Genomic DNA, 20586 nt, shown 5'->3' with positions numbered 1-20586 from the left:
TTTGCCGGCATGTTGCCGAGCGCGACCTCCGATGGTGGATTTGAGTGTAGACGGGGCTAGTGGCAACGCGCCATTTCCTACAGTGCAAAACCTTGTAGGAGTGAGCCTGCTCGCGATGGCGGTGATCCATCCAGCAACTATGTGGCAGACAGACCGCTATCGCGAGCAGGCTCAGGCCTACAGGGGATTGGTGTCAGGCAAAAAAATGGGAGCCGCTGGGCTCCCATTCTTCAAACCGGCTTAGCGCGGTGGATAGTTGGCCAGAATCCGGCCGACCGTCTCGCGGATCGAGTTGCTGCGATCCTGTGGACTGGGCGTACTGCTGAGCATTTGCTCATCACTGCCGCGCCACACCAGTTTGCCGTCCTTGCCGTCGAGCAGGTCAATCTGGATCGTCGCTACCTTGTAGGTGATGTTGCGGGTTTCGTTGTACATCGGCGCGCCCCAGTAACCGTTCCACGGGCCACCCCAACCGCCGCCGTAGTTGGTGGTCACTTGCTGCTGGCGATCCTCGACGATCAGGTAGGTCTGCACACTCAGGTCGCCCTTGGTACCTGCGGCGGCAGGACGCAAGCCGCGCTGGTCGAGCTGGTCGCTGACGGCCTGGCGGATACGTTGCTCGGTCAAATCGCTTTTGATCCGGGGATCATCCGGGCGGTATTGCAGGGCGGGGTCTTTCCAGCTCCAGCTGCGATACGCGGCAAAGTCGCGACTGGCATCGAAGTCATGGTTGACCTGGTGGGCGGCGCAGGCACTGAGCAACGCGGCCATGACCAGTAAAGCGAGACGACGGAACATGGTTTTCTCCGGTTGAAGGCCTGAACCCGCGAAGTGTTCTCACATAGAGTTTAGCTGGGCGGATAGGCTGACATGGCTTTTTCCACAGCCTCGCGAATGGCGTCGGTGCGCACCAGTTGGCTTCCCTGGCTGGCCGTTTCGGCGCTGGCGCTCCACACCGGTTGACCAGTGCCGGCGTCGAACAGATTGACCTGCACCACGACAACCTGCTCCTGATAGGTGCGAACAATCGGCACGCTGTTGTACATGCCATAACCGCGCCCGTATCGATCATAGCCACTGTATCCGCCGTAACCGTAATCGTCCTGCACCTGACGCAGGCGGGTTTGCAGACTCAGGTTGGCACTGACCAACAGGTCGGCCGGACGATTGTCGTGTAACGGGCGCAAGCCGCGCTGGTCGAGGGCATTGCTGACCGCCTCGGCCACTTGCGCAGAATCCGCCCACGCGGTGCCCGGCGGCAGTTGCCCGTTGAGCCAGGCCCAACTGCGATAGCGCCCGTAATCGCGCGGTGGCGCCGGATAAGCACTGCGGTCGAAGGTGGTCGCGGCTTGCGGCGGCGCTGGCGGCAGGGGCCGCGATTGCGCCACGTACGGGTTGCTGCCCTGACAGGCGGCCAACCCCAGACAGATCAGCAATAACCCCGATTGTGCTTTCATGTCGTGCTCCGATCAGATCGGCCGGCAGATCCAGTGCAAGTAACGCCCAAGCCCGGCGAAGCTTGGGTGACGACGGTGCGCCAGTTCCATTTCCAGCAAGTCCGCCAGTTCGGCACGGGCCTGGAATTCCACCGGCATGTAATCGTGAAAAACCCGCACCCCGCTCTGGCTTTCGACCTGCCACAACCCTTCGAGTTGCGTCGCCAGTTCCCGTGGATCGAGCGGCTGCTGGGGAGTCAGGCTCTGCTTTTCGCCGGCCATGACGTTCTTGCGCATTTTCTTGAAATGGCCCTTGAGCAGGTTGCGATAAATCAGTGCATCACGGTTGTAGAACGCCAGCGACAGCCAGCCGCCAGGTTTGGTCAGCTGATGCAGCACCGGAAGGATCGCGTGGGGTTCGGCCAGCCATTCGAGCACGGCATGGCAGATCACCAGATCGTACGGTTCAGTGAGCTGACCGAGCAGCTCCTGCCACGGTGCCTGAATGAACGTCGCGGTTTGCCCGGCCTCGGCGAAGCGCTGACGGGCGCCTTCGAGCATCGGCTCGGCCGGTTCGGTGAAGGTCACTTCGTGGCCGCGTTCGGCCAGCCACAGCGACATGTGGCCCAGGCCTCCACCGATGTCCAGCACCCGCAACGGCCGGTCCGGCAGCGCTTCGGCAAGGTCGGCCTGCAGCACCGCGAGGCGAATCGCCCCTTTGGCGCCGCCGTAGATTTTTTCGGCGAACCGGGTCGCCAACTGATCGAAATGCCGGTCGCTCATCAGTTGAACCGCCGTTCGCTGTCGGCGAGCTTGCTGCGCACCACTTCATTCATGTCCAGCCCCAACTCGCTGCACAGCAGCAACAGGTACAGCACGATGTCGCCGACTTCCTGCCCGGCATGCGCCAGCTTTTCCGCCGGCAACTGGCGCGACTGGTCTTCAGTCAGCCACTGGAAAATCTCCACCAGCTCGGACATCTCGACACTGGCGGCCATGGCCAGGTTTTTCGGGCTGTGAAATTGCCGCCAGTCATTGCGGTCGCGAATGGCGTGCAGGCGTTCGGTCAGTTCAACAAGGTTCATCGGGTTCTCCTGAAGGCGTATAGCTTCGGGGGGATACGTCCTGAAGGCAAGGCCCATGTAGGAGCTGCCGCAGGCTGCGATCTTTTGATCTTGCCCTTGAAAATCAAGATCAAAAGATCGCAGCCTGCGGCAGCTCCTACAGGTTTTCCGTTCGGCGCAGCATTGAGCCATACTCCTGACAGGGAACTCGGCCACCCTCGGCGTGGCCCAAGGCTCAGCTCTTTCATCAGGATGCACACATGCAGGTAGAAAGCTTTTTCGAATGGCTCGGCCAGGCACTCGGCTCGATCATCCGCTTTATCGTCGATGGGCTCAGCGGCCTGTTCAACATTCTGAGCAACGCCGGCGGCAACTTTGTCGACGGTCTGGCCAAGACGCTGGGTATGGACACCTCGATCATCAGCATTCTCGCGCTGATCGTCGGCTTGATGCTGTTGTGGTCGGCGATCCGCGCGTTCATGAATGCGTCGATCATTGCCGGGATCATCTGGCTGCTGCTGGGGTTGTGGTTGCTGAGCTGGATCATCCACTGACACAGCCTCCCTGTAGGCTTCGCCTGCAATGGATTGCGTGTCAGACCAGATGAATCGCTACAATCCCCGCTCCTCCAAGGAGCCCGCATGTCCAACCTGATTGCCGACTGGCGCGACCGCCCGACTCACCGCAAGGTCTGGGCGCTCGCCGCGCCGATGATTCTTTCCAATATTTCCGTGCCGCTGGTGGCGCTGGTCGACAGCACCGTCATCGGTCACCTGCCCCACGCCCATCAACTGGGCGCCGTGGCAGTCGGCGCCAGCCTCTACACCTTTCTCGCCTGGGCCATGGGCTTTCTGCGCATGGGCACCACCGGGTTTGCCGCGCAGGCCGCCGGGCGCAGCGATGGTGCGGCGTTGCGGCAGATACTGTTGCAGGGCTTGTTGCTGGCCCTGGGGCTGGCGATCGTGCTCGGCGCGCTGGGCGTGCCGTTGAGCGGCGTGGCCTTGCATTTCATGCAGCCGTCGGCCGAGCTCGATCAACTGACCCGCGACTTTTTCCACACCCGGTTATTCGGGCTGCCGGCGGCGCTGGCCAGTTACGCCCTGGTCGGCTGGTTTCTAGGCACCCAGAACGCCCGGGCGCCGCTGGCGATTCTGCTGAGCACCAACCTGATCAACATCGCCCTCAACCTGTGGTTCGTCATGGGTCTGGAATGGGGCGTGGTCGGTTCGGCCCGAGCCTCGGTGATCGCCGAGTGGAGCGGTGCCCTGCTCGGCCTGTGGCTGACCCGTGGCGCATTGCGCGCGTATCCCGGGCACATTGCGTGGGCGGCGCTGAAGGTGTGGCAGAGCTGGCGCCCGCTGCTGGCGGTCAACCGCGACATCTTCATTCGCAGCCTGGCGCTGCAATCGGTATTTTTCCTGATCACCGTGCAAGGCGCGCGGCTCGGCGATGCCACCGTGGCGGCCAATGCCCTGTTGCTCAACGGCCTGTTGCTGACCGCCCACGCGCTGGACGGTCTGGCGCATGCGGTCGAAGCCTTGTGCGGACACGCCATCGGCGCCCGTGATCGCCTCGCCTTGCGTCGCTCATTGGTGGTGGCCGGGGGCTGGTCGCTGCTGGCCAGCCTCGGTTTCGCCGCGCTGTTTCTGCTGGCCGGGCACCTGTTCATTGAAATGCAGACTGACATCCAGAGCGTGCGCGACACCGCGTTCATCTATCTGCCGTATCTGGCGGTGTTGCCGTTGATTGCGGTCTGGAGTTACTTGCTCGACGGCCTGTTCATTGGCGCCACCCGCGCGCGGGAAATGCGCAACGGCATGCTGCTGACCGTCGCCCTGCTGCTGCCGTTCGCCTGGGCGTTGCAGGGGCTGGGCAATCACGGTCTGTGGATATCTTTCCTGTTGTTCATGGTGCTGCGCAGTCTGACCCTCGGCGCACTGGCCCTGTGGCTGCGGCGTAATGACGGCTGGTTCAGCGGCCGCCATGCTCAGGGCTGATCGCGTTGCCAGCGTTGACGCAATTGTTCGAGCCGCGCTGACGCACTCAGTCCGTCCGGCGCCGACAGCAATGGCGCACGCGGATGCTGCAAGCGTAGCCACAGCCAGTCATCGAGCAGCGGCCTTTCGCGAAACCCCAACGCCAGCCCCTGCTGCACATGGGAAGCCATCGTCGGATAGTCAGTTGCCGCCGATTGGCACCAGCGCCAGATGTGCTGTTCCAGCAGGCAGCTTTGCAAGCGCTCACGCTGACGACGGGTGAGACTTTCGTCGATCCCCAGCCGTTCGACCGCCCATTGCGGGTTGCGCAATTGCTGCCAGCCCTGACTGCCAATGGCGAGGTCGGCCCAGGTGCCACCGAACCAGCGCAACAGGCGGATCGGCCCGAGCCAGCGGCTCAGGTCGGCGGCATCGCAGGCATCGAAGAAGTAGCTGGCCGTCTGGCGGTTGTAGTAACCGAGCAAGGCGCGGTGGTTGAGCCCGAAGGAAACGCTCAGCATCCGTTGCAGGTGGCTCAGCAGGGCCTGCTCAGAGGCCTCGCTGGCGATCAGCAGACCGCGCCAGGTCTGCGGATCGTGGTGACACAACGCGGCCAATGCCGGGCACTCATGCAAATCGACCAGCAGCGGACCGTGCTCGCTCACGGCCTGAAACTCGGTGCCGTCGAACAGCCGCGTGCAACGCACCCCGGCAAAGCCCTGACGCAGTGTCGCCAGCGCCTGCTGCGCATCGACGCTGTCGAGCAACAGCCAATTCGCCTGCTGGACAAATCCCACGCCGCTCAAGTGGCGCCGCCCTGATCCAGCGACGCGACCAGTCGGCAACTGCAGATTGACGCGGAGCAGTGGCTGTAACTGCCTCCGCCGGGCATCAGGCACAACAGCAGTAGCGGCTCTTCGGACTTGAGCCATTGCATCAGGCCTGCGCTGGGCAGTTCGTCCGGCAGTACGGGGAGCGAAGCCTCATCGTCGTCTTCGAGCACGGCCGACACCTGCAAGACCCCGCTGATTACCGGTTGATCCGGGTCGCCCTCCAGAAAGCTCACCACCACTTCGACGCCTTCGCGCAATGACGCCAGCGCCGTCTCGCTCAATGCCGGTGCGAGCGGCAGCCAACAGTGGCTGGCGGCAGCGCCCTCGCCCTGATACAGCCAATCGAACTGCACCGCCACCGGTCGCAGGTCATCGGGCTGTGGTTCGTCAACCGTCACCACCCAGGCCCGTTGCAGGCTGTGCATGCGCGGCCTGGCACAGGTACTCGCCAGTGTCGGGAGTGGCGCCTGGGCTGTGGCGAAAATCCGGTTGCTGTACGACGGTTCGCTGGCGGGGTCGCCGCGATGTTCGATCCGGCTGAGCAACCAATGGCGGTTGCACTCGGCCAACGGATATCCACTCAGCACCAGCCACTGAGCGCTGCGCAAGGTCGGCAGTTCGCTGTGGCCTTCGGCCCTTTGGGTTCCGGCGGGACGCTCGGGCACATCCCCCGCTTCCGCTTCTACTTGCCAGCGACGCACTGTGGGTGCGGAACCACGGTCCAGCGACGCCACGTCGACCACGGGCAAACGCGGTGGATCATCGGCGAAGACCAGACAGTGCCCGTCAGGCCTGTGCTCGAAGTAATAGTGGATTCGCGCCTGTGCGCACAGCCGCTGCACAAACTGCAGGTCTGATTCGCGATACTGAGTGCAAAAGGTCCGGACCGGGTACTCGCTGCGCAAATCGAAGCGCCGTTGCACGCCGACAATCCCGTGTTCCTTGAGCACTTGCGCGAGGATCTGCGGTACGTTCTGGCTACTGAAAATCCGCTGACTGAAACGCAGTTGCAGACAACGGAGCTTCGGCCCCAGCGTCACCCGGCACAGCCGGGAACCCTCACCGTGTTCATGCTGGACGACACCCTGCAACTGGCCGTTCAGACCATTGTTCAAAGGGCCGAACTGCAGAAACGCCGAGCGATACAGCAGGCTGGCAAGGTCCAGGTGCGGGTCATCGACCAACAGATCGATGTCAACGGCGAAGGGTTCGCTGATGCCCTCGCTTCCGGTAAAGGTCAGCACCTCGAAGGAGGCGGAAAGCCCCGCTACATCGAGACGAAACGACGGCTCGTTGACTGAATCGAACATGGGCGGATCTCTACAGGAGGGGCGGCCGGGGATTCTCGCCGAGAGCCATGGCCGAGTAGAGAGCTGAAGTACAACTTAGGAAATGACCTACGCGAAAAGCAGACCGGATGACTTTGCTGGTGCAGTTAGCCCAACATTTCGCGAGGTTTTTGGGAGATGTCCCACCGGATCATCCGAATTTTCCGCAGCCTGCGGAAAAATTTCGGACAACCCGACGGGAGCGCACCTGATCTCAGGAAGACAGGTAGGAGGAGCGGGTCAGGCCCAGACGCAGGGCATCGAGGAACTGCGTGCGTTCGCTGGCACTGATGCGGGCACTGGCGCACTTGTCGCGGTAGTGAGTCATCAGTTCTTCCGGCGACAAGTGCACGTAGCGCAACATGTCTTCGATGGTGTCGTGGGTTTCGATACCGGCGTGGTACACGCTGCCATCGGCGTTCTGGTAGATGTTCACCGAGTCGGTGTCACCGAACAGGTTGTGCATGTCGCCGAGGATTTCCTGATAGGCGCCGACCAGGAACACGCCCAGCAGGTAGTCTTCGCCCTCGTTCAGACCGTGAACCGGCAGGCTGGTCTCGATGCTCTGCTCGTCGACGTACTGGTTGATCTTGCCGTCGGAGTCGCAGGTCAGGTCTTGCAGCACGGCGCGACGCAGCGGCTCTTCGTCCAGACGATGCAGCGGGATGATCGGCAGTACCTGATCGATCGCCCAGGTGTCCGGCAGGCTCTGGAATACCGAGAAGTTGCAGATGTACTTGTCGGCCAGCTTGTCGTTGAGTTCGTCGAGCACCTGACGGTGCGAACGCTGACGCGCCTTCAACGAGTTGTGCAGGCGACGGCACACGGCGAAGTAGCACTGCTCGGCCAGGGCTTTTTCGGCCAGGGTCAGCTTGCCGTCGGCGTACTGCGACGCCACATCGCTCATGTAGTGGGTGGCGCGCCAGTAGGTCTCGGTGACCATTTCGATGTCGGTCGGGCCGAGCAGGTCCACCAGCCACTGCACGGTTTCCGGCAGGTTTTCCTTGTTTTCGATCAGCGGGATTTCGTCGTTGTGCTTCTCGACGTCGGTCACCTGCACCACCAGCATCGCGTGATGCGCGGTCAGCGAGCGGCCGCTTTCGGAGAAGATGTGCGGGTGCGGCAGGCTCTGCGCGTCGCAGAACTCCTTGAGCATCCCGACCACCACACCGGCGTAATCGTCCATGTCGTAGTTGATCGAGCTGGCGTTGCGCGAGTGGGTACCGTCGTAGTCGACACCCAGACCGCCGCCAACGTCGATGTGATCGACCGGCAGACCCAGGTTGCGCAGCTCGCCGTAGTAACGGATCGCTTCCTTGAAACCGTGCTGGTAGTCAGCGAGGTTGGCGATCTGCGAACCCATGTGGAAGTGCAGCAGGCGGATGCCCTGATCCAGACCGGCCACGCGGAAGCGCTCGACCACCGACAGCAGTTGCGCCGCCGACAGACCGAACTTGGATTTCTCGCCACCGGTGTCCGCCCATTTCGACGAAGCCAGCGACGACAGGCGCACGCGCAGGCCGACCTGTGGCTTGACCTTGAGCGAGGCGGCCTCTTCGATCACCAGACCGACTTCGGATTCTTTCTCGATCACGATGAACACGTTGTGGCCGAGCTTCTGGCCCATCAGCGCCAGACGGATGAACTCGCGGTCCTTGTAGCCGTTGCAGACGATGGTGCCGCCCTTCGGCGCCAGCGCCAGCACGGCCAGCAGTTCAGGCTTGGAGCCGGCTTCCAGACCGATGGAGACATCCTGGGTGGCGATGATGTTCTCGATCACCGCTTCCTGCTGGTTGACCTTGATCGGGTACAGCGCGGTGTACTTGCTCTGGTATTCCAGGCGCTCGATGTTCGAGTCGAAAGCACCGGTCAGCTGACGGACGCGGTCTTGCAGGATGTCGGGGAAACGCACCAGCAACGGCAAGGACAAGCCGCTCTTGCGCAGTTGGTCGACTTGTTCGAACAGGTCGATAGGCGAGCTGCTCGGGCCGTTCGGACGAACTTCGACGCGACCGGCGTCATTGATCGCGAAATACCCGGCCCCCCAATGGCGAATCCCGTAAACACTGCGGCTGTCCGCAACTGTCCATTGGCTGCCATCGTCTTTGCGTGTGCGTCGTACGGACATCGAAGTCCCCTATAAAGAAGTCATAGTGCGTCGCCTGATCTCAGGCCGGCGCAGTCTAAAGAATGAAAATGACGGTTCGTCAGCGCGGCGGTAGACCGCGCTGACCGCGTGTAGTTTAGAAACCGGTATGAACAGGCTCTGTGAAAACCATGGAGACGACGCCGGCGCTGAACATTGCAGAACCGGATCAAGCCGCGGGTGGTTTTCACAGAGGCTGCTAGCCGCCGGACTTCTTCGCTTTGAAACCGTGCTTGATCAGCTCTGCCAAGAGTAGCTCGACATGATCGCCCTGGATTTCGATGACCCCGTCCTTCAACGCCCCACCGGTGCCGCAACGTTTCTTCAACGTTGTCGCCAACTCTTTAAGGGCATCTTCGGCCAGTGGCACACCGGTGATGGTGGTCACCGTCTTGCCGCCACGACCCTTGCTCTCGCGACGCACGCGGGCAATGCCGTCGCCGGCCGGGATCACGGTTTGTTTGCAGATACAGGCGTCCACCGGCTTACTGCATTCCGGGCAATGACGACCTGCGTCGGTGGAAAATACCAGGCCACCAAGGGCGGCGAAGGATGCGGCTTTTTTGGCCACCGGCAATCCTCTTGGGAGGACAAAGACTGATCGCAACCTTGGGCAAGGTTATCGACCGCGAAGCCCCACTCAGGCAGGGGCAGCGCTACTGCACCGGAATTTGGCAACGAGACTGCTGACCTGTAGGAGCTGCCGAAGGCTGCGATCTTTTGATCCTGCTCTTGAAAAACAAGATCAAAAGATCGCAGCCTTCGGCAGCTCCTACAGTGGGTCAGCAGGCCCACGTCAAACCATTCGGTGCAGCTTGAAAAGGTCGCGCAGTGTAACGGCAAAAAGCGCAATTGCTAAGAGCCAATCGGCGCCAATTTATGTGTTCTTTGCGACGCCGCTTTGCTGAGCCTTCAGATAGCGCTTCAACGCTGCCAGAGAGTCCGGGCAGTAAGGCTTTTGCTCGATTTCCAGCAGTACTTGCTCGACCGGAATGAAGCGCGCTTCCAGGACTTCTTCCGGCTGCAGTTTCAGCGGGCCGTCCCACACGGCTGAAAACGCCGAGCACCAGAGGCGATTGCCGGTGTCTTCGAAGTAGAAATGATCGTGGGCGGTCAGTTCCACTCCGCTCACGCCCAGCTCCTCTTCCAGCTCACGGGCAGCCGACTCGGCGTAGGTCTCGTCAGCCTGCACCATACCGCCGGCCGCTACGTCCCAGTAACCGGGATAGATCGCTTTGCTCAAGGTACGCCGATGCACGCAGAGCTCACCGGCGGAGTTGAACAGCATGATGTAGGTGCCGCGACCGATCAGGCCACGCTCACGCAAATCGGCCCGCACCAAGGCGCCGAGCAGGTTGTCCTGCTCGTCGACCCAGGCGATCTGTTCGGCATCGGAGGCGGCGCGGTGCGCCGTCTCTTTGGCGCTATCGACCATGACTCAGCCCTGATTGAGCAGTTGACGCAGATCGATCACTGCGGCGTTGGCGCGGGAGATGTAGTTGGCCATGACCAGCGAGTGGTTAGCCAATACACCGAAGCCGCTGCCGTTGAGGATCATCGGGCTCCAGACCGGCTCCTGCGACGCTTCCAGTTCACGGATGATCTGGCGCACGCTGACCGTGGCGTTCTTCTTCGCCAGCACATCGGCGAAGTCCACTTCGATGGCGCGCAGCAGGTGCGACAGCGCCCAGGCCTGACCGCGGGCTTCGTAGAACACGTTGTCGATCTGCATCCACGGCGTCTCGACGACTTCTTCGTCAACCTGCGGCACTTCGCCAACAGCCGGGACTTCGGTTTTCAGTGCGGTGTTGAGCTTCACCCGGCCGACACTGGCCGACAGACGTTGCGACAGCGACCCCAGACGGGTGCCGACATCGCCCAGCCAGTTGTTCAGGTTGTCGGCACGGGCATAGAACAAGGCGTTTTTCTGCGTCGGGTCAGACAGACGCGCCTGGTAACGGCTCAGGGAGTTGATGCCTTCCTGATATTCCGACTCGCTCGACGGCAGGATCCAGCTCTTGTTGTCGAAGTTGAAACGCGGTTCGGCCTTGGCCAGATCGGCGTCTTCGGCCGACTGCGACTGCGAACGGGCGAAGTCTTTGCGCAAGGCACGGGTCAGGTCACGGACCTGCACCAGTACGCCGTATTCCCAGCTCGGGGTGTTGTCCATCCACAGGCCTGGCGGGAAACGGTCGTTGGAAATGTAACCGCCCGGTTTGTTCAGCAAAGTACCGGCAACGGTCTTGAGGGTTTCGACCGTGGTGTAGCCGACGACCATTTGCTTGCCTTCTTTCTCGGCGGCCGCCTGGGCGTTTTGCGCCACCGGGAACAGCGCCGGTTCCTGGCTCCAGTACCAGCCCAGGCCGATGGTCACCAGCAGGTAAATGCCGATCAGCGTGGCCAGCGCGCGGCTGAATAACAGCCCGCCCACATAGCTGCGGGCGGCCGACTTCGGCTCAGCGGCACGTTCAGGCGCGCTGCCCGCGCGGTTCTTCCAGTCCAGCATGGCGATATCCTTTCAATCACTTGGGTTCAACGGTTCGACCACAACCATACAACAACGTGCCGAGGCCGGCACCCGCCATTGAAGAGAAGCAGAAAATCCACAGAAGGTGCGACACGGGCCGGCAATTTTTCTAAGGGTTTCCCTGATGCAGCGTCATCAGAAAAGGTCCGGGCGAAGCCATAACGGAGGAATGCGGGTGTGCACCACAGCGTTGTTCACAAAAGCTTTTTCGCTGGGTGATGTGCAGCATGTGCCCGGTTTGCGGGGGGATCCCCGACGAACAGGTCCAATCCGATACCAACGGGTCAGAAACTGAATTGTGCAGCACCGCAGATTATTGACGCGCGACACTCATATAAGGGAAAAGAGGTGCTAGCATAGAGCCACCAGTCGATCTCAGCATGCACCCTAACTAGTAGTCAGGATATGACCGAGCCAGAAGACCCCAGCCGTGAGCGCCTCAAGCACCACTTTGCCCAGCGGGTAATTCATCAGGCACGTCAGATTCTTGAGATATGGCAACGCCTGCAACGCAGTGAGTGGTCCACTGCCGACCTCGCCGAATTGAGCGAGGCCAACCTGCGCCTGCTGCGTTTTGCCGAGCGCTTCGAGCAGCCTGAGCACACACAACTGGCCCACCACATCAGCCAGTCGCTGGACGCCGTCGATGCCAATCGCGGCCGCCTGAGCAGTGGCCTGATCACCGACCTCAATCGCTTGATGCAACGCCTGTCGCGCACCGGCCTGCGTCATGGCGACCAACTCGACCAGACCTTTCTGCCGCCGCTGCGCAAACCGATCTATGTGCTGCTGCAGGATCACGACCGCGCCGAGCGGCTGGCCAAGCAACTGGAATTCTTCGGGCTGACCGCCCAGGCGCTGGACAGTGTGTCGGCGTTTCGCTCCTCGATGGTCGAACGCTTGCCGGCCGCGATCGTCATGGACGTGGACTTCAGCGGGCCCGGCGTCGGCCTGCAGCTTGCTGCGGAAGCGCAAGTGGGTCTGGAGGAACCGCTGCCGCTGCTGTTCTTCAGCCTGCACGAAACCGACACCCCGACCCGCCTCGCCGCGGTACGCGCCGGCGGCCAGGAATTCCTCACCGGCACCCTCGAAGCGTCGAGCCTGCTGGAGAAAATCGAGGTTCTGACCTGCGTCGCCCAGTACGAACCTTATAAAGTGCTGATCATCGACGACTCCCGCGCCCAGGCGTTGCACACCGAACGCCTGCTCAACAGCGCCGGCATCGTCACTCGCACCCTGATCGAACCGATCCAGGCGATGGCCGAGCTGGCGGATTTCCAGCCGGACCTGATCATCCTCGACATGTACATGCCGGCCTGCACCGGCACTGAACTGGCCAAGGTCATTCGCCACAACGACCGCTACGTCAGCGTACCGATCATTTATCTGTCCGCCGAGGACGATCTGGACAAGCAGCTCGACGCCATGAGTGAAGGCGGCGACGACTTCCTGACCAAGCCGATCAAGCCGCGACACCTGATCACCACCGTGCGCAACCGCGCCGCCCGCGCGCGTAATCTCAAAGCACGGATGGTCCGCGACAGCCTTACCGGCCTGTACAACCACACACACATCCTGCAATTGCTTGAGGATTGTTCGTTCCGCGCCCGCCGCGAGAACAAACCGCTGAGCTTTGCCATGCTCGACATCGACCACTTCAAACGGGTCAACGACAGCCACGGTCACCCGATGGGCGACCGGGTGATCAAGAGCCTGGCGCTGTTCCTCAAGCAACGCCTGCGCAAGACCGATTTCATCGGCCGTTATGGCGGCGAAGAATTCGCCATCGTCATGCCCGACACCGATATAGAAGCAGCGCACAAAGTGCTCGACGATATTCGCCAGCGCTTCGCGGAAATCCACTACCCGGCCCAACCGCAGGATTTGTGGTGCACCTTCAGCGCCGGCGTGGTGGAAATGCACGAGGACTCCGACAGCCTGATGATGGCCAGCCAGGCCGACGAAGCGCTGTACCGCGCCAAGGGTGCCGGACGCAACCGGGTGCAGACCGCGCGCGAATCAAAGCAAAGTGCCACTTTTTCATCGGAATCCACCGACTCGGTCATAACCCTGTAACAGAACCGCAATAAATTCAGGCGCTTACCATTCCTGCCGTTGGTAGCCGTCATGCGCCTGAAGTTGCTCACCAATCTCAACACTCTGCTGCTGGTCGCCGTCTGCGTAGCCCTCGGCGCGACGCTCTGGTGGTCGCAAAAAGCGCTGGAACGTCCGTATCTGTTGATGGAGCGTTACCTGGGTCTGTCGCAGCAATTTCAGAATGACGTGGCGCGCAATGTCGAGGATTACCTCGCCAGCGGCGACGCCCTGCGCCTGAGCAGCGCCAGCCAGGCCATCGACGACTTGCAGAAAGAACTCGGCGAACTGCCGCCGGCGCTGGCCGAGACCCTGCGCCCGAGCCTGTCGAGCCTCGAAGAATTCAGCAAGACCGACCTCCTCGCCGCCGGCAAACTGGCCGGCGATCCGCAAGCGCTGTTGTTGCAGGCCGAACGCGAACTGAGCGCCAGCCTCGACCAGTTGAATACCTACGCCAACGGCAACGCGACGTACCTGGCGCCGCTGCTCGCCGCTTCCCAGCATCTGGGCAAACTGTCGCTGGCCCGCGACAAACTGGTCAGCAGTGGCCGCAGTGAACTGGCCGCCGATGTCGAGCGTGAAGTCGCCAGCATCCGCACTCAGTCCCAGGCCATCGACGCCCTGCCCCTGCTCGGCGTGGTCGCCAAGAATGAATCCGGCAGTGATGATTTCGCCGCGATGATGGGCATCGAAAGCAGCGAAAAAGCCGCTACCGAAGACGCCGGCGTCGGCCTCAAGCGCGAACTCAACAGCCTGCTGGGGCGCTACCCGGCGGAGCTGGAACGCACCCGCGAGCTGATCCAGAAACGCACGGACCTGAGCACCGCGACACACCTGAAGATTGCCGCCGTGCAGCAAGCCATCGCCGGCCTCGAGCCGGTGGTGCGCGCTCAGCACGGGCAGATCCAGGGCGAAGTGCGGCTGATGCAAGGCGTGATGATTGGCCTGATTCTGCTGATCGCGCTGCTGATCGACACCTTGCAACGGCGCCTCGCCCGCACCCTGACCAACCTCGCCCCGGCGCTGTCGACCTGGGCCGAGGGCGATTTCAGTCGCGACATTCATCTGGGCAAGACCAACCGCGAACTGCACGACATCGAAGCGTCGCTCAATCGTCTGCGTGCGTATCTGGTGGATCTGGTCGGAACCATTCGCGGCAACGCCGAACAGGTCGCCGGCAGCAGCCGCACGCTGGCCGAACTGAGCAATGACTTGCACACGGGCGCCGAGCATCAGGCTGGCGACACGGCGCTGATTCGTGATTCTCTGGGTGAACTGGAAGCCACCATTCAGCAAGTCGCTGGCGACGCGCGTCAGGCAGCGGACGCCAGCCGCCATGCAGGGCTGGCCGTCGAGCACGGGCAAACCGTGATCGGCCAGAGCCTCACCGGCCTGCATGCGCTGGTCGGCGAAGTGCAAGGCAACGCGCAGATGATCGAGCACCTGGCCGAAGAGTCGGCGACCATTGGCGGCGTGCTGACGGTGATCCGCTCGATCGCTGACCAGACCAACCTGCTGGCGCTGAACGCAGCCATTGAAGCAGCGCGGGCCGGAGAAATGGGCCGTGGTTTTGCGGTGGTGGCCGAGGAAGTGCGCTCACTGGCGCAACGCACGGCGGGCGCCACCGCGGAAATCCAGACGCTGATCGCCGGCCTGCAGACCGCCGCCCGACAATCGGTCGAGGGCATGCGCGCCCAGGTCGAACACGCCGAAGCCACGGCCAATCAGGCGCAAGCCGCGGACGGTGCGCTGGATAAAATCGTCGGCGCGATCCAGACCATTTCCGACACGGCGATCCGCATTGCCGATATCACCGCCCAGCAAAGCGGCGCGGTCAGCGAGATTCGTGATCACAGTGAGCGGATCCATCAATTGGGCGGGGATAACCTGCTGCGCATCGGCGAAGGCCGGGAACAGGGCGAGAACCTGCTGGTATTGGGTGGGCAACTGCATACAGCCGTACAAGCCTTTCGGGTCTGATCACGATCCCTGTAGGAGCTGTCGAGAGAAACGAGGCTGCGATCTTTTGATCTTGCTGTTAAAGACCAAGATCAAAAGATCGCAGCCTGCGGCAGTTCCTACAGGGCTTGCCCACAGTGACCGGATCAAATCACTCAGTCACAAATTTCGCGCAAACATCGGTCATCGTGCTGGCTATTGCAGAGAACTGGACAGTCACAAAGCCTTTGCGGCATAGTCGCCGGGTTCTGACGACTGCTCATTCATAACAAGGAACACGCAGATGGCAACGCTACTGGTGCTGCACGGCCCCAACCTGAACCTGCTCGGCACCCGCGAACCCGGCACTTACGGTTCAACGACCCTGGCGCAGATCAATCAGGATCTGGAGCGTCGCGCCCGTGAAGCCGGTCATCATCTGCTGCACCTGCAAAGCAATGCCGAGTACGAATTGATCGACCGCATCCACGCCGCCCGCGGCGAAGGTGTCGACTTCATTCTGATCAATCCAGCAGCTTTTACGCACACAAGTGTCGCATTACGTGACGCGCTGCTGGGAGTGAGCATCCCATTCATCGAAGTGCATTTGTCCAACGTGCACAAACGCGAACCTTTCCGCCATCACTCTTACTTCTCCGACGTAGCGGTGGGAGTGATCTGCGGCCTTGGCGCCAGCGGTTACCGACTGGCCTTGGAGGCTGCATTAGAGCAGCTTGAACAACAAGCTATACGCCCCTGACCGACCCTTGGGAGTTGATGATTCATGGATATCCGTAAAGTTAAGAAACTGATCGAATTGCTGGAAGAGTCCGGCATCGACGAGCTCGAGATCAAGGAAGGCGAAGAGTCCGTTCGCATCAGCCGTCACAGCAAGACCCCGGCTCAGCAGTACTACGCTCCTGCGCCAATGCAGGCACCTGCTGCCGCACCTGCCGCTGCGGCTCCGGTTGCTGCTGCAGCCCCGGCTGTCGCTGCTGCGCCTGCGCTGAACGGCACCGTTGCCCGCTCGCCAATGGTAGGTACCTTCTACCGTAAATCTTCGCCAACCTCGCCAGCCTTTGTTGAAGTCGGCCAGACCGTGAAGAAAGGCGACACCCTGTGCATCGTCGAAGCCATGAAGATGATGAACCACATCGAAGCTGAAACCAGCGGTGTGATCGAATCCATCCTCGTCGAAGACGGCCAGCCGGTTGAGTACGACCAACCGCTGTTCACCATCGTTTGAACTGCGGAGAGCCTTTGATGACTGCGAAGTTGGAAAAAGTTCTGATCGCTAACCGCGGTGAGATCGCCCTGCGGATTCTGCGTGCCTGCAAAGAGATGGGCATCAAGACCGTCGCCGTTTACTCCAAGGCCGACAAAGAGCTGATGCACCTGGGTCTGGCAGACGAATCCGTCTGCATCGGCCCGGCTTCTGCCGCTCAGTCCTACCTGCACATCCCGGCCATCATCGCTGCCGCTGAAGTGACTGGCGCCACCGCCATTCACCCAGGCTACGGTTTCCTTGCGGAAAACGCCGACTTCGCCGAGCAGGTCGAGAACTCCGGCTTCGCTTTCATCGGCCCGAAAGCCGACACCATTCGCCTGATGGGCGACAAGGTATCGGCCAAGCACGCGATGATCGAAGCAGGCGTTCCAACCGTTCCAGGTTCTGACGGCCCGCTGCCGGAAGACGAAGAGACGGCGCTGCGCATCGGTCGTGAAGTCGGCTACCCGGTGATCATCAAGGCCGCTGGCGGCGGTGGTGGTCGCGGCATGCGCGTGGTGCACAAGGAAGAAGACCTGATCGCCTCGGCGAAACTGACCCGCTCCGAAGCAGGCGCGGCGTTCGGCAATCCGATGGTCTATCTGGAAAAATTCCTGACCAACCCGCGTCACGTCGAAGTCCAGGTCCTGTCCGACGGCCAGGGTCACGCTATCCATCTGGGCGACCGCGATTGCTCGCTGCAACGTCGTCACCAGAAGGTTCTCGAAGAAGCGCCGGCACCGGGCATCGACGAGCAAGCGCGCCAGGAAGTTCTGGCTCGCTGCGTCAAGGCGTGCATCGACATCGGCTACCGTGGCGCCGGCACTTTCGAGTTCCTGTACGAGAACGGTCGTTTCTACTTCATCGAAATGAACACCCGTGTTCAGGTGGAGCACCCGGTTTCGGAAATGGTCACCGGTATCGACATCGTCAAGGAGATGCTCAGCATCGCCGCTGGCAACAAGCTGTCGTTCACGCAGGATGACGTGGTGATCCGCGGTCACTCGCTGGAGTGCCGGATCAACGCTGAAGACCCGAAAACCTTCATGCCGAGCCCGGGCACGGTCAAGCATTTCCACGCCCCAGGCGGCAACGGCGTTCGCGTCGATTCGCACCTGTACAGCGGTTATGCCGTTCCGCCGAACTACGACTCGCTGATCGGCAAGCTGATCACTTACGGCGCTACCCGCGACGAAGCCATGGCCCGCATGCGCAACGCCCTGGACGAAATCGTGGTTGACGGGATCAAGACCAACATCCCGCTGCACCGTGATCTGACCCGCGACGAAGGCTTCTGCAAAGGGGGCGTGAACATTCACTACCTCGAGCACAAGCTGGCTGGCGAGAAGCACTAAGCTTCAGCCCGCACCTGACAAAGCCGCCTTCGGGCGGCTTTGTTGTTTCAGCACATTACATCCCCCTGTAGGAGTGAGTCTGCTCGCGATGGCGATGGTGCTGTCGACACATGTACTGGATGTGCCGACCTCATCGCGAGCAGGCTCACTCCTACAAGGGAATGGCGTTTCAAGTCTCTCCCACAAACCGCGCGCGCTCGCGTAAACTTGCGCGCTTCTCGCTGGCCGCTAGGCTGCAATCATATTTTTTTCAAAGGTGCCCGCCATGCCTTGGCTGCAAGTACGCCTCGCCATCAGCCCGGAACAAGCCGAAACCTACGAAGACGCTTTCCTTGAAGTCGGCGCCGTTTCGGTGACCTTCATGGACGCCGAAGATCAGCCGATCTTCGAGCCGGAACTCAACACCACCCCGCTGTGGGCGCACACTCATCTGCTGGCCCTGTTCGAGGGCGGCACCGAGCCTGCGCCGGTACTGGCGCATCTGGAACTGCTGACCGGCAGCCCGCTGCCGGAGCACCACAGCGAAGTCATCGAAGACCAGGATTGGGAACGCAGCTGGATGGACGGTTTCCAGCCGATGCGTTTCGGCCAGCGTCTGTGGATCGTGCCGAGCTGGCACGCCGCCCCGGAGCCTGATGCGGTCAACCTGCTGCTGGACCCGGGCCTGGCGTTCGGCACCGGCACACACCCGACCACCGCACTGTGTCTGGAATGGCTCGACGGTCAGGACCTCAAAGACTGCAACGTGCTGGACTTCGGCTGCGGCTCGGGGATTCTGGCGATCGCCGCCCTGCTGCTCGGCGCGAAAGAAGCCGTCGGCACCGACATCGACGTGCAGGCGCTGGAAGCCTCGCGCGATAACGCCGGGCGCAACAATATTGCCGACGAACTGTTCCCGCTGTACCTGCCGCAAGATCTGCCGCAGGTCAAAGCCGACGTACTGGTCGCCAACATTCTGGCCGGCCCGCTGGTTTCCCTGGCGCCGCAACTGTCCAGCCTGGTCAAGTCCGGCGGTCGTCTGGCGCTGTCGGGCATCCTCGCCGAACAGGGCGATGAAGTCGCCGCCGCTTATGCGCAGGACTTCGATCTTGACCCGATCGCCAATCGCGATGGCTGGGTGCGTATCACTGGCCGTCGGCGCTAGAATGACCGCCTGCATAAACCGGATCGCCGCATGACCGACAGTTTCGTCACCCAGTGCCCGCATTGCCAAACCAGCTTCCGCGTCAGCCATGCTCAATTGAGCGTGGCCCGTGGGGTGGTTCGCTGCGGCTCCTGCCTGCAAGTGTTCAACGCGGCCAAACAGCTGCTGGAACAACACGCGGGCAAGGAAGCGGTGACGCCGGTCGCGCCAGCGATTGCCGAGCAGGCTGCACAACCACCTGAACCCATCCAGCCACCGGCCATCGACGACCTGCCCGCACCGCGCGCCATCAGCCAAAAGCAATGGAACGCCAACGAGATGGATCTGGACAGCCTGGATCTGGACGAAGAACTGGCCCGCCTCGAACAACGGGAAATCCAGCCGACCACCGAATTCGGCCGCCAGCGCGAAGAATCCCTGAGCGCCCGACGTGACAGCCCTGAAGCCGATGAAACGGTGTGGCGCGACAGCCTGTTCAGTGCACGCGATGATGAGCGCCTGCCCGAGCCCGAAGATGAGGCCGAACAGCAGATCATCGAGCCCGAGCCGGCAAAAACCGCGCGCACCGAGCCTTCGTTGTCGCTGGAACCGGTGGACCTGGACGACGAGCCGCCGATTCCGCAACTGCGCCTGCACGATCCGATCGATCCGAATGCCCGTCGCGAACGCCTGTCAGCCAGCGCTGAACCCGAAGATGACGAACTGCCGTCAGTCGAACCGCTGCGCAAAAAGCGTGACCGCGCAGAACCCGGCGTTCGCGCCGAAGTCCTGCAGGACCTGACCGACGACCCGCTGCAACTGGACTGGCAGAAACGCCGCTCGCCCTGGGGCCGGCGCCTGCTCTGGAGTTTGCTGGTGCTGCTGGCTGCTGCCGGCCTTGCCGGGCAGTACATCGCCTATCATTTCGACGAACTGGCGCGTCAGGATCAGTACCGTCCGTGGTTCCAGCAATTCTGTCCGCAGATTGGCTGCACGGTGCCGTCCAAGGTCGACATCGCCAAGATCAAGAGCAGTAATCTGGTGGTGCGCAGCCATCCGGAATTCAGCGGTGCACTGGTGGTCGACGCGATCATCTATAACCGCGCGACGTTCTCCCAGCCATTCCCGCTGCTGGAGCTGCGCTTCGCCGATCTCAACGGCCATCTGATCGCCAGTCGTCGCTTCAAACCCGGCGAATACCTCAACGGCGACCTCGAAGGCCTGGCGGAAATGCCGCCGCAAACGCCGATCCACATCGCGCTGGATATCCTCGATCCAGGTCCCAAAGCGGTGAATTACAGCCTGAGTTTCCACTCACCCGAGTGAACCGCTGCACCGCTTCAGGTTTGACGGCGGTTTTCTGACTGGGCTCAGGCCAACCAAACCGCTGGCAATAACAGAATAACTGTTCAGATTTTGTTCAATTCAGCCTTTATCCAGTCATCGAGAGCGGGTATCATGCCAACCCTTTTTCGAACTCTCATGATCCGGCCCCACTT

At 61.7% G+C, this 20586-nt stretch carries 19 protein-coding genes; 9 read left to right on the top strand and 10 right to left on the bottom strand.

Going from position 1 to position 20586, the window contains the following annotated elements; translation table 11 throughout:
* Positions 1–240: 240 nt before the first annotated feature.
* From NN484_RS20225 to NN484_RS20210, 4 genes are read right to left on the bottom strand one after another with little or no spacing between them, the layout of a single operon-like run.
* Positions 241–798, bottom strand: a complete 558-nt coding sequence (locus NN484_RS20225) for a DUF4136 domain-containing protein (RefSeq protein ID WP_274657722.1) — start codon at positions 796–798, stop codon at positions 241–243.
* Between the two features lie 50 nt (positions 799–848).
* A complete protein-coding gene (locus NN484_RS20220; RefSeq protein WP_274657721.1) occupies positions 849–1457 on the bottom strand; it encodes a DUF4136 domain-containing protein in 609 nt (202 codons plus the stop codon).
* A gap of 12 nt (positions 1458–1469) precedes the next feature.
* On the bottom strand, positions 1470–2219 hold the full coding sequence (locus NN484_RS20215; RefSeq protein WP_274657720.1) for a methyltransferase: 750 nt from the start codon (positions 2217–2219) through the stop codon (positions 1470–1472).
* Positions 2219–2521, bottom strand: coding sequence for a MazG-like family protein (locus NN484_RS20210; protein WP_274657719.1), 303 nt, complete (start codon positions 2519–2521; stop codon positions 2219–2221). The genes NN484_RS20215 and NN484_RS20210 overlap by 1 nt, the downstream gene beginning before the upstream one ends.
* A 239-nt stretch (positions 2522–2760) precedes the next feature.
* Here NN484_RS20210 and NN484_RS20205 point away from each other — a divergent pair, with 239 nt between their 5' ends.
* A complete protein-coding gene (locus NN484_RS20205) occupies positions 2761–3054 on the top strand; it encodes a hypothetical protein (protein ID WP_007963021.1) in 294 nt (97 codons plus the stop codon).
* Positions 3055–3141: 87 nt separating this feature from the next.
* Positions 3142–4497 (top strand): MATE family efflux transporter, encoded by a 1356-nt coding sequence (locus tag NN484_RS20200; protein ID WP_274657718.1) that lies wholly within the window; start codon positions 3142–3144, stop codon positions 4495–4497.
* Here NN484_RS20200 and NN484_RS20195 read toward each other — a convergent pair.
* The 6 genes from NN484_RS20195 to NN484_RS20170 form a co-directional block, all read right to left on the bottom strand.
* Positions 4488–5282, bottom strand: coding sequence for a DUF4123 domain-containing protein (locus tag NN484_RS20195; RefSeq protein WP_274657717.1), 795 nt, complete (start codon positions 5280–5282; stop codon positions 4488–4490). The genes NN484_RS20200 and NN484_RS20195 overlap by 10 nt on opposite strands.
* Positions 5279–6619 (bottom strand): type VI secretion system Vgr family protein, encoded by a 1341-nt coding sequence (locus NN484_RS20190; RefSeq protein ID WP_274657716.1) that lies wholly within the window; start codon positions 6617–6619, stop codon positions 5279–5281. The genes NN484_RS20195 and NN484_RS20190 overlap by 4 nt, the downstream gene beginning before the upstream one ends.
* A 232-nt stretch (positions 6620–6851) precedes the next feature.
* Positions 6852–8765 (bottom strand): arginine decarboxylase, encoded by a 1914-nt coding sequence (gene speA / locus NN484_RS20185; protein WP_215501366.1) that lies wholly within the window; start codon positions 8763–8765, stop codon positions 6852–6854.
* A gap of 217 nt (positions 8766–8982) precedes the next feature.
* The gene (locus tag NN484_RS20180; RefSeq protein WP_041068080.1) at positions 8983–9354 is read right to left on the bottom strand and encodes a translation initiation factor Sui1; all 372 of its coding nucleotides are present in this window, start codon (positions 9352–9354) and stop codon (positions 8983–8985) included.
* A 306-nt stretch (positions 9355–9660) separates the two neighbouring features.
* Positions 9661–10218, bottom strand: coding sequence for an NUDIX hydrolase (locus tag NN484_RS20175; protein WP_274657715.1), 558 nt, complete (start codon positions 10216–10218; stop codon positions 9661–9663).
* Positions 10219–10221: 3 nt separating this feature from the next.
* Positions 10222–11289, bottom strand: a complete 1068-nt coding sequence (locus NN484_RS20170) for a DUF2333 family protein (protein ID WP_064117268.1) — start codon at positions 11287–11289, stop codon at positions 10222–10224.
* 426 nt (positions 11290–11715) lie between these two features.
* Here NN484_RS20170 and gcbA point away from each other — a divergent pair, with 426 nt between their 5' ends.
* The 7 genes from gcbA to NN484_RS20135 all read left to right on the top strand — a co-directional run bounded on the left by gcbA (position 11716) and on the right by NN484_RS20135 (position 20413).
* Positions 11716–13386 carry a diguanylate cyclase GcbA gene (gcbA, locus tag NN484_RS20165; RefSeq protein WP_127649113.1) on the top strand — a complete coding sequence of 557 codons (1671 nt, stop codon included), beginning with the start codon at positions 11716–11718 and terminating at the stop codon, positions 13384–13386.
* Positions 13387–13437: 51 nt separating this feature from the next.
* A complete protein-coding gene (locus tag NN484_RS20160; RefSeq protein ID WP_215501365.1) occupies positions 13438–15384 on the top strand; it encodes a methyl-accepting chemotaxis protein in 1947 nt (648 codons plus the stop codon).
* Between the two features lie 262 nt (positions 15385–15646).
* Positions 15647–16102: a type II 3-dehydroquinate dehydratase gene (gene aroQ / locus NN484_RS20155; protein WP_064585783.1), complete on the top strand. Its 456-nt coding sequence runs from the start codon at positions 15647–15649 to the stop codon at positions 16100–16102.
* 24 nt (positions 16103–16126) lie between these two features.
* Complete coding sequence (gene accB / locus NN484_RS20150; RefSeq protein WP_127649109.1) at positions 16127–16588, top strand: acetyl-CoA carboxylase biotin carboxyl carrier protein; 462 nt, start codon at positions 16127–16129, stop codon at positions 16586–16588.
* Between the two features lie 17 nt (positions 16589–16605).
* Entirely contained in the window at positions 16606–17964 is a 1359-nt protein-coding gene (gene accC / locus NN484_RS20145) for an acetyl-CoA carboxylase biotin carboxylase subunit (protein ID WP_045122275.1), read from the top strand.
* A gap of 265 nt (positions 17965–18229) precedes the next feature.
* A complete protein-coding gene (gene prmA, locus NN484_RS20140; protein ID WP_042557472.1) occupies positions 18230–19108 on the top strand; it encodes a 50S ribosomal protein L11 methyltransferase in 879 nt (292 codons plus the stop codon).
* Positions 19109–19138: 30 nt separating this feature from the next.
* Positions 19139–20413 carry a DUF3426 domain-containing protein gene (locus NN484_RS20135; RefSeq protein WP_215501364.1) on the top strand — a complete coding sequence of 425 codons (1275 nt, stop codon included), beginning with the start codon at positions 19139–19141 and terminating at the stop codon, positions 20411–20413.
* The last annotated feature ends 173 nt before the right edge of the window (positions 20414–20586 follow it).

The organism is Pseudomonas serboccidentalis (genome assembly GCF_028830055.1).
GTDB classification, from domain to species: Bacteria; Pseudomonadota; Gammaproteobacteria; order Pseudomonadales; family Pseudomonadaceae; genus Aquipseudomonas; species Aquipseudomonas serboccidentalis.
The sequence above is the reverse complement of the archived record's forward strand: the minus strand, read 5'-3'. Positions and strand labels throughout refer to the sequence as shown.

What these genes read in the sequence shown, in the direction of transcription:
- NN484_RS20225 (WP_274657722.1), bottom strand. Translation starts at nt 798, where the DNA reads ATGTTCCGTCGTCTCGCTTTACTGGTCATGGCCGCGTTGCTCAGTGCC.
- NN484_RS20220 (WP_274657721.1), bottom strand. Translation starts at nt 1,457, where the DNA reads ATGAAAGCACAATCGGGGTTATTGCTGATCTGTCTGGGGTTGGCCGCC.
- NN484_RS20215 (WP_274657720.1), bottom strand. Translation starts at nt 2,219, where the DNA reads ATGAGCGACCGGCATTTCGATCAGTTGGCGACCCGGTTCGCCGAAAAA.
- NN484_RS20210 (WP_274657719.1), bottom strand. Translation starts at nt 2,521, where the DNA reads ATGAACCTTGTTGAACTGACCGAACGCCTGCACGCCATTCGCGACCGC.
- NN484_RS20205 (WP_007963021.1), top strand. Translation starts at nt 2,761, where the DNA reads ATGCAGGTAGAAAGCTTTTTCGAATGGCTCGGCCAGGCACTCGGCTCG.
- NN484_RS20200 (WP_274657718.1), top strand. Translation starts at nt 3,142, where the DNA reads ATGTCCAACCTGATTGCCGACTGGCGCGACCGCCCGACTCACCGCAAG.
- NN484_RS20190 (WP_274657716.1), bottom strand. Translation starts at nt 6,619, where the DNA reads ATGTTCGATTCAGTCAACGAGCCGTCGTTTCGTCTCGATGTAGCGGGG.
- speA (WP_215501366.1), bottom strand. Translation starts at nt 8,765, where the DNA reads ATGTCCGTACGACGCACACGCAAAGACGATGGCAGCCAATGGACAGTT.
- NN484_RS20175 (WP_274657715.1), bottom strand. Translation starts at nt 10,218, where the DNA reads ATGGTCGATAGCGCCAAAGAGACGGCGCACCGCGCCGCCTCCGATGCC.
- NN484_RS20170 (WP_064117268.1), bottom strand. Translation starts at nt 11,289, where the DNA reads ATGCTGGACTGGAAGAACCGCGCGGGCAGCGCGCCTGAACGTGCCGCT.
- gcbA (WP_127649113.1), top strand. Translation starts at nt 11,716, where the DNA reads ATGACCGAGCCAGAAGACCCCAGCCGTGAGCGCCTCAAGCACCACTTT.
- NN484_RS20160 (WP_215501365.1), top strand. Translation starts at nt 13,438, where the DNA reads ATGCGCCTGAAGTTGCTCACCAATCTCAACACTCTGCTGCTGGTCGCC.
- aroQ (WP_064585783.1), top strand. Translation starts at nt 15,647, where the DNA reads ATGGCAACGCTACTGGTGCTGCACGGCCCCAACCTGAACCTGCTCGGC.
- accB (WP_127649109.1), top strand. Translation starts at nt 16,127, where the DNA reads ATGGATATCCGTAAAGTTAAGAAACTGATCGAATTGCTGGAAGAGTCC.
- accC (WP_045122275.1), top strand. Translation starts at nt 16,606, where the DNA reads ATGACTGCGAAGTTGGAAAAAGTTCTGATCGCTAACCGCGGTGAGATC.
- prmA (WP_042557472.1), top strand. Translation starts at nt 18,230, where the DNA reads ATGCCTTGGCTGCAAGTACGCCTCGCCATCAGCCCGGAACAAGCCGAA.
- NN484_RS20135 (WP_215501364.1), top strand. Translation starts at nt 19,139, where the DNA reads ATGACCGACAGTTTCGTCACCCAGTGCCCGCATTGCCAAACCAGCTTC.